The sequence below is a fragment of the Pseudoalteromonas caenipelagi genome, assembly GCF_013140855.1.
Classification (GTDB): Bacteria; Pseudomonadota; Gammaproteobacteria; order Enterobacterales; family Alteromonadaceae; genus Pseudoalteromonas; species Pseudoalteromonas caenipelagi.
In genome coordinates this window covers 1-13,243 of the sequence record NZ_JABBPG010000007.1, presented here as the reverse complement: position 1 = coordinate 13,243, position 13,243 = coordinate 1, and the positions used below count along the sequence as shown (strand labels likewise).

The 13,243-nt window shown below is 39.7% G+C and carries 10 protein-coding genes and 2 pseudogenes; 6 read left to right on the top strand and 6 right to left on the bottom strand.

Annotated features, from left to right (window positions below; translation table 11 throughout):
• Positions 1–72: 72 nt before the first annotated feature.
• Positions 73–486: an ArsR/SmtB family transcription factor gene (locus HG263_RS15450; RefSeq protein WP_171626990.1), complete on the bottom strand. Its 414-nt coding sequence runs from the start codon at positions 484–486 to the stop codon at positions 73–75.
• A gap of 275 nt (positions 487–761) precedes the next feature.
• Positions 762–1,796, bottom strand: coding sequence for a permease (locus tag HG263_RS15445; RefSeq protein WP_246239998.1), 1,035 nt, complete (start codon positions 1,794–1,796; stop codon positions 762–764).
• A 197-nt stretch (positions 1,797–1,993) separates the two neighbouring features.
• Between HG263_RS15445 and HG263_RS15440 the strand changes: the two genes are divergently transcribed.
• The 4 genes and pseudogenes from HG263_RS15440 to HG263_RS15415 form a co-directional block, all read left to right on the top strand.
• The gene (locus tag HG263_RS15440; RefSeq protein WP_171626989.1) at positions 1,994–3,718 is read left to right on the top strand and encodes a proline--tRNA ligase; all 1,725 of its coding nucleotides are present in this window, start codon (positions 1,994–1,996) and stop codon (positions 3,716–3,718) included.
• A gap of 278 nt (positions 3,719–3,996) precedes the next feature.
• Positions 3,997–4,495: pseudogene (locus HG263_RS22440) on the top strand (ISAs1 family transposase); the annotation flags it as partial.
• A 67-nt stretch (positions 4,496–4,562) separates the two neighbouring features.
• Positions 4,563–5,671 (top strand): IS3 family transposase gene (locus HG263_RS15420; RefSeq protein WP_171626987.1). Its coding sequence is split into 2 segments (ribosomal slippage): positions 4,563–4,809 and positions 4,809–5,671, totalling 1,110 coding nucleotides; the frame shifts between segments, so codons are not numbered across the junction.
• A gap of 53 nt (positions 5,672–5,724) precedes the next feature.
• Positions 5,725–6,075: pseudogene (locus HG263_RS15415) on the top strand (ISAs1 family transposase); the annotation flags it as partial.
• Between the two features lie 298 nt (positions 6,076–6,373).
• Here HG263_RS15415 and HG263_RS15410 read toward each other — a convergent pair.
• Positions 6,374–7,036, bottom strand: coding sequence for a glutathione S-transferase family protein (locus tag HG263_RS15410; RefSeq protein WP_171626986.1), 663 nt, complete (start codon positions 7,034–7,036; stop codon positions 6,374–6,376).
• 234 nt (positions 7,037–7,270) lie between these two features.
• Positions 7,271–7,834, bottom strand: coding sequence for an RNA polymerase sigma factor SigZ (sigZ, locus tag HG263_RS15405; protein WP_171626985.1), 564 nt, complete (start codon positions 7,832–7,834; stop codon positions 7,271–7,273).
• Between the two features lie 517 nt (positions 7,835–8,351).
• Between sigZ and cysE the strand changes: the two genes are divergently transcribed.
• Together cysE and HG263_RS15395 are read left to right on the top strand one after the other, a co-directional pair.
• Positions 8,352–9,095, top strand: a complete 744-nt coding sequence (cysE, locus tag HG263_RS15400) for a serine O-acetyltransferase (protein WP_171626984.1) — start codon at positions 8,352–8,354, stop codon at positions 9,093–9,095.
• A gap of 251 nt (positions 9,096–9,346) precedes the next feature.
• Positions 9,347–10,807: a glutathione synthase gene (locus tag HG263_RS15395; RefSeq protein WP_171626983.1), complete on the top strand. Its 1,461-nt coding sequence runs from the start codon at positions 9,347–9,349 to the stop codon at positions 10,805–10,807.
• A gap of 507 nt (positions 10,808–11,314) precedes the next feature.
• Here the strand turns inward: HG263_RS15395 and HG263_RS15390 are convergent.
• Both HG263_RS15390 and HG263_RS15385 read right to left on the bottom strand, forming a co-directional pair.
• A complete protein-coding gene (locus tag HG263_RS15390) occupies positions 11,315–12,436 on the bottom strand; it encodes a hypothetical protein (RefSeq protein ID WP_171626982.1) in 1,122 nt (373 codons plus the stop codon).
• An 8-nt stretch (positions 12,437–12,444) separates the two neighbouring features.
• The gene (locus tag HG263_RS15385; protein WP_171626981.1) at positions 12,445–13,065 is read right to left on the bottom strand and encodes a TnsD family Tn7-like transposition protein; all 621 of its coding nucleotides are present in this window, start codon (positions 13,063–13,065) and stop codon (positions 12,445–12,447) included.
• Between the last annotated feature and the right edge of the window lie 178 nt (positions 13,066–13,243).

Sequence of the window (13,243 nt, the reverse complement as noted above, 5' to 3'; positions counted from 1 at the left end):
AAAGTGTTGAATCAGATCAACCCTATATTAAAAATTAAAAATTAAAAATTAAAAATTGACAGTTACACAGATTTATACAGAGTCCATTTTTTCTTTGTTGATTAATGCCTTCCACTCTTCACTGTCAGCACCAACCACACACTCTCCGTTAACACGCATAGACAAGCGTAAAACACACCGTTCTATTATTTCCGAAAAAGATTCGGAAGGTAGATACCTAACCGAGTCTATTAGAGCTTGGCAATGAGGTGCGCTTTGCTCGCACATTGTGTAGTAAACCCACTTGCCCTTCTTTTGCTGTGTTAACAACCCTGCTTTAAAAAGCATTTTTAAGTTTCTTGATACGTTATATTGAGTATCCCCTGTAACATCTAATGCTTCAGCTACTGTTATACGTTGATCAACATGTAGTAGTAACCAAAATAAACGTAGTCGAGTTGGATCCGATAATGCTTTAAGGGCATCAATATAATTTACATCAATCATGAGTCTTTGTTCTTACCGCTTCGAGATAACCTGTGGCCATTATACCGACCCCAATAAGAAAAATAAAAATCAAAACCAAGAATCCACTTTAAGTCTTCATGTACACTGGGTGGAATGCCGCTAACATTATCAAGTTCAAATTCACGAATTAAACATTGTCCGTAGTCTCCCTACCCTGCTTGTAACTTACTCGGCACATAACCACACAATAGGATCTCTACTTTCATACAAGTTCCATAAAAATACGCCACAACCAAGAGTGGCGTATTGATTGTTTAAATCAAATATTGGAATATCATTCCACCTAACACTGCGGTGGTTAAAACAATTGTTAAGAATGCAAATACTGCTTTTTTCTTTAACACTGAAGAAACTAGCGCAATCTCAGGCAAACTAGCACCTGTACCACCAATTATCAGTGCTAATGCAGGCCCTAACCCCATACCTTTTATGATTAACACTTTTAACAAAGGAATAGCCATTTCAATGCGCAAGTACAAAGGAACACCGATAACGGCAGCAATAATAATTGAACTAATATCATCTCCACCAACATATTTTTCAACCAGCTCCGCTGGTAGGTATGCCGCAGAAAGGCCACTTATTAACGCACCTAATAAAACATAAGGGACAATTCGCTTAAATAGCGCAATAGCTGAATGCATTGCACTTCGCATGCGAGACGGCTGGACTTGTCCCTTGACCATTGTTGCTAAGGAATCACAACTCATATTTACTGTATCACATGCATTTAAGCTTTGTTTTTGCTCAGCACTTTCACAAGGTGTTGTAGTCATTGTCGCACAGGCACTAGTTGGTGCATTACTAGATGTACTGCAACTAGGCACTTGCTTTGCATCTTCTAACTCATCACCTCGTTTAATCTCGTTTTTCCAAGGTGATTTAGAAATTATCCAACCACCGATAACAGCTGCACCAAATGTAAGAGCCAGATAGACAGCCGTTATTTTTAAGCCGAACATCGCGTAAATCATCGCTAAAACAATAAAGTTACATAATGGCGCTGAAATCAAAAAGCTTAGTACAGTACCTAAGGAAACTCCCATTGAAGCCATCCCCATAGTAACTGGTACTACAGCAGCACTACAAAAAGGTGTAAGCATTCCAAAACCAGCTCCTAATACACTGCCCCACTTTTCATGCTTATTGATTTTTTTCTGAACTTTATCCTGTGGCACATATTCTCGCATTAGACCAGTTAAAACTGAAACTACAGCAATTATAAGTATCAAGCCTCCGCCTACATGAATAAACTCATTAAGCGCTATCATCAATTTATCTATATCCAAAATATTATCTCTCTTAAATGTTGAGTTCGGATTGAAATATACGCATACATGCGCTATTGTGCAACTGTAAATTTAGATGCGACTAATTAATCTTGAATACATAACTAACACACGTGTACGGAAAGCCCTCACTTACTGAATCGGCTTCCTGAAATACATGAACATGAATACTCACAACTAGATAACGGATACAGAATATGCGTACAACTAATTACCTTTTAGCTACACAAAAAGCTATACCGAAAGATGCTGACATAATCAGTCATCAATTAATGCAGCGAGCTGGCATGATCCGCAAATTGTCATCGGGCTTATACACGTGGCTTCCTTTGGGATTAAGCGTACTGCGTAAAGTAGAAAAGATTGTTAGAGAAGAGATGGATAACATTGGAACAATGGAAACTCTAATGCCATTAGTCCAGCCCTCTAATTTGTGGGAAGAAACTGGGCGTTGGGATAAGTTTGGGCCGGAGCTATTGCGCATTTCAGATCGACACAATCGCTCATTCGTTTTAGGTCCTACTCACGAAGAAATCATTACTGATCTCGTTCGTAACGAAATTAGCTCCTATAAGCGCCTTCCTTTAAGCATTTATCAAATTCAAACAAAATTTAGAGATGAAATTAGGCCTCGCTTTGGTGTCATGCGCTCTCGTGAATTTGTTATGAAAGATGCCTACTCTTTTCATTTAAGTAAAAGTAGCTTGAGAGATAATTATGAAAAAATGTACCAAGCATATTGTAAAATTTTTGACCGTATTGGGCTGAGGTATCGAGCAGTGCTTGCTGATTCAGGCAATATAGGTGGCTCAAATTCGCATGAATTTCATGCTTTAGCTGATAGTGGTGAAGATTTAATAGCATTTTCTAATAAATCGGAATTCGCTGCCAATATAGAGAAAGCAGATGCGTTGCTTCCTAAAACGAAGCGTAAAATGGCATCAGAGAGTTTGAAAATGGTTTATCTGCCAGAGGTAAATGATGTTGACGAGTTAGCGATGGAAAAAAAGCTATCTAGCAGCTCTTTTGTAAAAGTTATATTTGTGAAAGCGTCTAATGTAGTAGGTTCTAATATTGTTGCTTTGGTTATTCGCGGAGATCATCAGCTAAATGAAGTTAAAGCTGAGAAATTGCCAGAAGTTGAGTTCCCAATTCACTATGTTGATGAGAAAGAAATTTTCGAGCTGACAGGTGCATCTATAGGAGCACACGGCCCTGTCAACCTCAACATTCCGTACATAGTTGATTACAGCGCTTCTGTTATCAGCGACTTTGTCGCTGGTGCAAACCTAGACAATAACTACTATTTCGGCATTAATTGGGTTCGTGATGCAAAAATAGATCGTATTGCTGACATTCGAAACGTTGCAGAAGGAGACCCTAGTCCGTGTGGCCAAGGGAAACTTAGCTTAAAGCGAGGAATTGAGATCGGTCATATTTTCGAGTTAGGTGATTACTATTCAAAAGCGATGAACGCAAATGTTTTAGATAAAACAGGTAAAAACCGAACTTTAGAAATGGGAAGTTACGGTATAGGTTGTACACGAGTTGTGGCGGCCGCTATTGAACAAAATCATGATGAATTTGGAATTATATGGCCTGAATCTATTGCACCTTTTAATGTGGCAATTATCCCGATAAATATGCATAAATCTTCATCCGTACAGAGAGCTACTGAGATGCTATACAACACTTTAGCCTCTAATAACGTTGAAGTATTACTTGACGACCGTAAAGAGCGCCTCGGCGTGATGATTAATGATATTGAGTTAATTGGAATCCCACATATTTTAATCATTAGCGAGCGTAATCTAAAAGAAGGAATTGTCGAATATAAAAACCGGTTAACTGGCAACAAAGAAAAAATGCAAATTGAGAATGTGATTAGTCATTTTAATTGTATTAGTTCAGACAAGATCTGACACTTCGCTTGAAAAAGTGGGAGTTACCGCTTTGATAAAGGTGTCGAACCTTAAAATCAAAACAAATAAGAGGTAACTCTCATACTACATACTAACAATACAATCATTAAACACAAAATAGGTTTACTTAGTCTTGCAAAGGAACTTGGTGACTATCAAAGAGCCTATAAAGTGATGGGTATACCCCCACGGAGGGATCACACTTTGTAAAAAGGCTTTAACACCCAGTCCTTCTCTGATCTAATAAAGCCCACATTATCACTATCGACTTGTTAATTATCTCATTATTTAGCCTCCTTGAACTTATTGAAGATAAGCGTTCTTCTATCAATCAACATCATGATCTTGCTGATGTTTTGTTTCTTATCATCTCGCCTGTTTTATCCGGTTGTGAAGGCTGGAAAGATATCGAGGTGTTCGAGCACGATAAACAGCCCAGGCTCAGGCAGTTCAGAGCATTTAAGCACGGTATTCCAACGCGACATAGCATTGCACGAATTATTAAAAAACAGTGGAGACTGATTCGTTGGTTTTAGCCTGTTTAGTTGGGTCAACGAGCAGCGCTTTCAGTCTATTAAGCCAATCATTGCATTTGATGGCAAAACCCTGCGCGGTGCCATTAAGAAACGTGAGGATAACTTACACTTAGTGTCTGCTTTTGATTGTGAGTCAGGTTTAACTTTGTATCAGCATACACTAGCGAGTAAACCCAATGAGATGCCGGCAGTTAGGGCCTTATTAGATGTGCTCGATATTTCAGATTCTATCGTCACACTGTCCACTTCCCTTAACATGAGACATGTTTAATTAGAGTTTTCTGTAATATCACAAACAGGAGACAACGATGAAAAAGTCACGTTTTACAGAATCTCAGATCATAGCTGTGCTCAAAGAAACCGATGCAGGTATGAAGGTTGAAGAAGTGTGCCGCAAGCATGGGATCAGCAGTGCTACGTATTACAACTGGAAAGCCAAATATGGCGGGATGGAAGCGTCAGATGTTAAACGCCTGAAAGAGCTTGAAGAAGAGAGTGCCAAGCTTAAAAAGATGTACGCAGATGTCAGCCTAGAGAACCATGCGATTAAGGAGTTATTCGCAAAAAAGGGTTGGTGACAGCGCAGAAGCGAAGTAGCGCCAGCACACTGGTTCAAGCGGGTTTAAGTATTCTAAAAGCGTGTAAGTTTGTGGGTATAGGTCGCGCTACCTACTACCGCTCAGAACGAGACTGGCGAAAGGCTGACGCAGCTGTCATTGATGCCATCAATGCAGAATTAAAAAAGTCCCCCAGAGCTGGATTCTGGAAATGCTATGGTCGTCTTCGTTTTAAAGGTTATCCGTTTAACCATAAGCGCGTTTATCGGGTGTATTGCCAAATGGGTTTGAACTTAAAGCGCAGAGTGAAACGCGTGTTGCCTAAAAGAGTTGCGCAGCCATTGGAAGTTGTCGCTCAAGCTAATCATCAGTGGGCCTTAGATTTTATGCATGATTCTTTATACTGCGGAAAACGATTTAGAACGCTCAATATTGTTGATGAAGGCACTCGGGAGTGTTTGGCTATTGAAGTAGATACTTCGCTGCCAGCGGAACGGGTTGTTAGAACACTTGAACAACTCAAAGCAGAGCGCGGTTTACCGAAACAAATTCGAGTAGATAACGGGCCTGAATTAATCTCAGCGCGTTTAACCGATTGGTGTGAAGCACATAACATCGAATTAGTTTATATCCAGCCTGGCAAGCCACAGCAAAACGGGTTTGTTGAATGCTTTAATGGCTCATTTAGACGAGAATTTTTAGATGCTTACTTGTTTGAGAGTATCAATCAAGTGAAAGAAATGGTGTGGTTCTGGCGATTGGATTACAACGAAGAACGAACACATGAAAGCCTTGATGATCTGCCACCCGCAGCTTACCGAGCAAAGTTGGAAAACTCTAGTTTACAGGTGTCTCACTAACGGGGGAGTGGACAACACTAGATGCACTACATTGTCAGAAAGCGACTCTTTCAGCATTGATTTCAAGAGGGGCTAACTATCTGGTACAGGCCAAAGCAAATCAGAAAACACTCTATAAAGTAGTCATTTCATGTTTGGAAACAGCCTTTGCAGAAGAAAAGAATTTGACTGAAGATGTACAAGTTAGCAATGGTTATGGACGTCAAAAAACATACATCACTTATGCTCTAAAGGCCGACAATCTGTCTGAAGAGATAAGAGAAAAATGGCCTAGACTCACTTCGCTAGTCGCGTTTGAAAGACACAAAAAATCCGAATCGTTAACAAAAATAGACACGCACTTTTATGTCACTTCAGTTGAGCCTGATGCACAGATGTTACAAAAAGCTATCCGCCACCATTAGCACATCGAGAACCAGCAGCATTGGGTATTGGGTGTCGTGTTTAAAGAAGATGCCTGTCAGAGTAAGTGAATCTTTTCCGCGGAAAACATGGCGCTCAGACAGGGTGTTCGCAATCTGTAAAACAGCACACAGGCCGTAAAGGTTCGATACGTGGCAAATGTGTTCGGGCAAGATTTGACGATGAATGAATTCAGGGCAGAGCTTACCTCCAGTTAATGGTCGTTAACGAAGTATACTCTCACCCCGGATCCCGCCCTGATACTAACCTGCAATACGATTTAGATAGCTAAAGTTTGAATTAACGATTTTGTACCAAATTTCCTAAGTACGTTTTGTCTGTCAGATAAAAGCCATAAAACTCTTCCAAAAAATCAACAGCTACCGAGCGGTCAGCAATACCGGTATTTAATACTGCAGATTGCCATGATTTAACTTTGGGAAAACCACCAAGTAAATCATATCCTGTTTTTTCTTCTATAATTGACGCCCGGTGTAACAAGGGCAGCCAAGCAATATCAACGTTACTAAGGCTATCACCCTTGAAGAATGGATGCTCTCCCAACACCGCTTCCGCTTTCTCAAAAACTTTACTTAGTTTTGCCTGCCGCTCTTGCAATATCTCAGCGTTGGGACTTCTCATTGTAGAACACTGCAATAGGTAGTGCTTTGTGGCTTGATAGCTCCAAGCTCTGTCTTTAGCTCTCTGCTCTGGTGTGATGCCAACTTCTATAGGGGCTGTAATATCATCGATATACTCTGCGATTGCGTCGGATTCAAATAAGACCTCACCAGTTTCAAGTATCAGGACTGGTACTTGCGCATTCGGCGAAATATCCAAAAACCATTGTGGTTTATTTTTGAGATCAATGAATTCAATCTCATAGGGGACATTTTTTGCTTCCAACAAGCTAGTTACGCGCTGTACAAACGGGCATATCTTTAAACTCACAACTTTCATCATATTAATACTCTCTTATTCAGATATCACATATATGACGTTGTTACACACAAAATAGACGCAACAATATGGTCGTCATTCTGCACTTTATTAAAAATGTTCTACTGCATCATAACGAGCCAATTTTAGCTGCTAGCCATTATTATTCTTTGACGAATCGCTTTAGGTTAGCCATTGACTTAACTTCCTTATGGTAAATTCTTAAATTAAAATATTACACAATATAGAGGTTACAATTTAAGTGTACCTTTTACGCACTCTATCATAGCACTTTTTCCCTGTTTCACTTTTTGGTGTAAAATCTGTTATTTCCCCTTTAGACATTTCAAATTCACAACAAGCTAACATTAGCTCTCTCAACTTCGCTCGACCACGCTGTACTCTACTTTTAGCACCAGATAAAGAAAGCCCGAGACTCGTTGCAACATCTTGTTGACTCATCCCTTCAAGCTCCGATAGTTCTAAGGGGATACGATATTTATCTGGCAACTCTTGTAACAAAGGCCTCAAGCACCCAGACAATACTTTATAGTTTTGCTCTATGAGGTCTTTTGACTCTTGAGCAAGGTCATCAGGCAATTCTTCGTAGTTAGTTCGTTTTCTGTAGTAATCAATTATTGTGTTTCTAGTTATGGTGTACAGCCAACTCCTGAGGCTCCCTTTTGCTTTCAGTTGCTGTAGATTATCACTCGCCTTAATGAAGACTTCTTGTAGTATGTCTTCAACAACTTCCTGATCACTTATTTGCCGAGCTATATAACTTCTAAGTTGTTGTTTGTGGCTCTCCCACTCAGCTAGCATATAAACCCCCCTAGCATATGAAATACCTTCCTCTATAACGTTACGAACTCTAAGTATGACGGCTACTTTCAAAAAAAGATGCATAATCTCCGACTATTTTTGCGTCCTATTGAAAGGCTTTTCGTCTTTCTTAACTCCTGAACTTTGAAAAGTAGTGGTGCTAGGTGTGGGGCATAGGGAACTTAGTTGTATCGACTTCAATCCCGAAAAAAGAAAAGTAATAGCTGAAAACAGAGACTCCCCCAGACCTAAAAGCTCGTCACTCGATAGTTAGTTTTTAAAATTATGGCCCATTGAGTTTTGCATTAGGTTGAAATAAAACCGCTATAGCTAGCGGATTTATTTGAAAGCATAGAAATGCGCTCAGCTGGCTTTGAAAATGACGACATCCTTTGGTTTTAGCAAGGTTCTCGAGATAGATACAAGTCAGCCCAACGAAATAAAAAAGAATATTATTAAAAACTGAAATTAGCTTTACGCGTTGTTAAATATAGATTCATTACTTGAGGAATATTAAGTGATTAAACTACTTAGAGAAGACATCAAGAGTGTTCTTCAGAGAGATCCTGCAGCTAGAAACGTCATAGAAGTAGTTTTTAACTACCCTGGTGTGCATGCAATAGCGATGCATCGCATTGCTCATGCAATGTGGAAAAGGAAGCTCAAATTCTTATCTCGAGTTTTGTCTAACCTGAATCGCTTTCTCACCGGTATTGAAATTCACCCCGGAGCTATAGTGGGCCGAAGGTTCTTTATAGACCATGGTATTGGGGTTGTGATTGGCGAAACCGCCGTCATTGGTGATGATGTAACAATTTACCATGGAGTCACCCTAGGTGGGACCAGCTGGGTAAAAGGTAAAAGGCACCCAACCTTGGGGGATGGCGTGATCGTCGGTGCCGGAGCAAAAGTACTAGGCCCTATAAAAATTGGCAATGGGGTGAAAGTAGGCTCAAACTCAGTTGTTACTAAAGAAGTACCTGATAATACCACTGTCGTGGGTGTGCCAGCTCGCGCAGTTTCAAAATCTAACAAATCAAAAGATAGTGACCAAAAGTATCGAACGTTAACAGAAAACCTATGCTTTTTCTCGTATGGTGAAACCCAATCAGAGAACGATCCTGTTGCACAAGAAATTAGGGAAGTTTTAGACCGACTGTTGACTATGGATCAAAAGCTCGAATCTATCTGCCTTAAACAAGAGGATAAGAGGTGCAACAGCAACGAAAAAAAAGCTCAACCTTCAAAACTGATAAATTAAGTACTGGTTGTCTCTGCCTTTTCAAGGCTCTAAGCGAACCGTCCCGATTTCAGGAGGGTACGCTCTCAACTAGTTAGAGTAAAATTGTAATAGTGTGTTTAACAAATATTTTGCCGTAAGAAGAATGCTGAGCTTGCTCGCTGCTAGATAAACATCAAATTCTTTATTTTGCTCTACAGGCACAAGAGAAAGCATGAATCGCTTGAAATCAGGCTTGGTTGTTAAAGCCTTTCAAACATGAGTATCAAAGCATGACAATATCAAACGAAAGCAATTACCTTCCATCAGAAATCGTTGAAGATATTATTGAGTGGGAAATAATGCATGGCGTCGCGTTTAAGCAACATGATAGTACAGCAAGACACGTGCCTTTTAGTATTGCACCAATGAAAATGAAAAGAAATCACTTTGAGCATCTGTTGAAAGTTACCCCCCTAGTATCTAAATTAATTAATAATATTTCAGAAGACCATGCATTTTTACAGTCATCTTTAAGCAAGGTTGCAGAAGCGGAGCCTTTTTTCAAGATACTACTATCATTGCATAAAGAGGCCCATGGTGAAGATGGCTTGAGCAGCTTTTCAGCTAGAAAGCCACTCCTAATCATGCGGACAGATTTCATGGATGATCGTGAACAAGGTGCTAAGGTTATAGAGTTTAATGGCATTGCGGCTGGTATGGCACCATTTGGCTCCCGTGGTACTCAACTACATAGGTATATATGTGAGCAGCACAATAGCGCTTACCAAAAATGGTTAGAAACGGACGAAGCCACTGTGGCGGAAAACGAGGGGCTTGAACAGGTAGCTATCGGCATCGCTGTATCCGCGATTGAAATTAAAAAAGATTTTGGCGAATCGGGCTCACCTACATTTTTAATGGTGGTTCAAGAAAGTGAAGACAACGTTTATGATCAACATTTATTGGAGTTAGAATTACAAAAACTGGGCTTTCGTACCGTCAGGCGCACATTTGAGCAGTTGAGCAGTCAACTTTCAACCGGTCAATCCAAGCGCCTGATTTTAGAAAACGTCGGACCTATAGATGTAGTGTATCTCAGGACTGGATATCAATGTTCTGACTACTACTCACCTAAACTCGACAAATTGGTTTGTTGTCAAACCCTTAGTAGAGTTAGGCTATTTATCGAGCGACACCATGTAGCTATGAATGCCACAATTAGTCAGCAGCTGGCAACAAGTAAAGCAATGCAAATGCTGGTAACAAATATGTCGATAGATGAATATATGAATTGGGGGTTGACCTACGAAGAGGCACTCTTAGTTAAAAGTGTTTTGGCGGATATGAATCCGATTAGAAAAGAAATTATCAAGTGGTTCAATTCTGAAGCCAATAAAGAAGATTGGGTTTTAAAGAACCAAGGAGAAGGCGGAGGAAACTGTGTTTTCGGAGCGGATATTAGCCAAAAGTTAGAACTTATTAAGCCCCAAGAGTATGATGCATGGGCATTGATGCAACGTATCTACGCTATTGAACGTGAAAAACCAGTATTAACAATTCGGGACGGAAAGCAGGCTATTGTGAATCACCTGATTAGTGAAATAGGCTTATTTACAGTTTACTACAATGGGGAGCCTGTCACCGAGTATGGTGGGTATGCTGGCTACTTAATAAGAAGCAAACCGGCAAATGAAAATGAAGGAGGTATTCATAGTGGTCAAGGACTTTTGGATTCTCTAATGCTAATTTAAAGTGCACTAAGCTTAGACTTACTCTGGCAGTTACCCATTTTTCTATCGGTGACTTTTGATTTAGTGAGTTAACTGATAATTGCATTAATATAGCAACACATTGTAAAAGTTGCCCTTAAACTAAACAAAGAACTCAAAAATTCCCGTAAGGGTGTAATATAACACCGAAGATGGCTCCTATTAGAACAGCACCGTTATTTCAGCTGCACTTTTTTTATAGTCTTCTGGCATAGTAGATTGGAACAGTAGCGGAGACCAAAAGTGCTTCCCTGCTCGCGAAATCCACCCTTGCTCAAGAACATATCTTCTTACTGATGTAGAGTTTTGCACAAGAAACTCAAATTCGCTTTTTACGCAAACGCTTTAAATTGAATAAGACCGCTCTTGAAGAGCTCAAAGCCGCCTGTCAGGCGAAGTCAAACCTGTTCTTTTAAACTGTAAGATCGGATATGAGCTAATGCTAAAACATAATTGTCATTACAAGTTTTCGTAGAGGAAATATCGACACTATGACTCAAACTTCATTAGCTCCCCTTTCTTCATTTCTTCCTCCGACATAAGAGAGTTAATTCGAAAGGGCATCCATGCATGGTTGCCTGTCAAGTCAATATATCCTTGATCTAAGGCGTACCTCTTAAAAGAGTGTGAATAGCGAAACAAAAATTGAAGATCAACTTCCTCTTTAATTTCACTATATTCCAAGTTCATGACCGCACAATCTTCCTTCTTAGCGCATAAACCGCAGTCTCGCTCCTTTGGAAGCATCATAACTTCAGATAGCTGCCTTCTCGGGGAAACAAACATTCTGACATATCCGACATGTTCGCTCATATATTCACTAAAAGTGGAGCGTCTCCCTAAAAAAATAATCAATGCATTCAGCTTTCGAATAGCTTGTAAATAATCATAAGAATCAATTGGTAAAACAAGTAACTTAAAGAGGACTGCGAACCACTCTTCTCTAATTATAAACTTATTAGATTCACACAGTTTATTTAAGTTTAACCTCAGCCAACTTGCCAATAAGCGCCCTAAGCAATATGGCGCATGGACTGCAAAAAAGAGCTCTAGTTTCTTTGTGTTATTACCCAATGACGATTTGGCAACCTCCGATGGCCTCTTTTGTGTACACACTTCGTTAACCGGTATGCCACCAACTAAAACTTCTTTTACATCCTCAATCGCATTTCTATATGAAGTACTTGTTAAGTGCCGTAAAGGCAATTCATGCACATAGCACCAAGTGTTTTTAAGCCATTGATGTCTAAAGTAACCGTGTCCATACTCGGAAATGGCCTCGTTAACACATGCCTGACAAAATCGAATTCCTGTTTTACACGACATTCGACTCCGCCACTTTTCATTGCTGAAAAAGCTACCCCGTAAAGACAAACAATAGCTATCGGGAGGGGTAAAAATACCATCTAGGCAAGCTTTTATTGGTTCTCCTACCTCAGCGGCTTCAAGCAGAACGCTATCATCAAATCGATGAAAAATATGTTGAACTTCTTGATGGGCATAAGGATATGAGTACCACATTCCATCTTTTGTTATCACCCCCTTAGGGTTCAGCTCCCCTGCAAATAGCATTTGCTGCCGAAAAAGAAAGCTTTGTAATGATTCATCCAAAGGTATGTTCATTTATTTCTTAACTTATAGTTTTCAAATATCATCATCGTTGTTGGTAGTTTATGTTTGTATCTCGTCAACCACCCATGAGCACCTAATAACTGATCTAGCTTCGTTAAAGTTACTGAGCCTGTTTTCTTAGACAAAAGATCACTGAGTTGTTTTGAAAGCAGCCTATCTCTTTGATTCCAATCAACCCTTTGATTACATTTGCCCTTAATCGCCGTTGGCAAAATGGCGTGTAACCAACCTTGTTCGTGATTGTACAGCCAATAAAACGCTGCATAATTACTTTTCTTGCAATCTTGCCGAGATGCCAACGGGTGTGTCTTAATAAAATTCATTATTGCACATTTATATCTACGACGCTTTGAGTCAGATTTACACTTCTTTCTCCAAATCACTAGGTTAGGACAACTAGAAATAAGTTGCTCAACGCTACCACTTGATATGCCATAGCGATAAGCAATCTCACGTCGGTGAAATCCTTTCTTGGCTAAATCTAAGATATATAATTTGACTTGTTTGGTTATGATTTTCGGCTTTGTTTCAACTTCAACATTTTCTCTTAGTGCTAACGTTTTAATGTAACATCTGCTTTTCCCTATTCTTCGACTAATCTCAGCCATAGAATAACCTTGCTTTAAAAGCTTCAAGCATTGCGCTTCAACAATAGAATGTGTAGTGGTCAATACTTTTTGGCCACCTCGTTATAAGTTTCCCAGTATTGCTTTTCTTTCATAATCGGTGAGCAACCATTGTTATGTTGATGAGGTCGATACCGATTGTAATAACCCACTATGTATT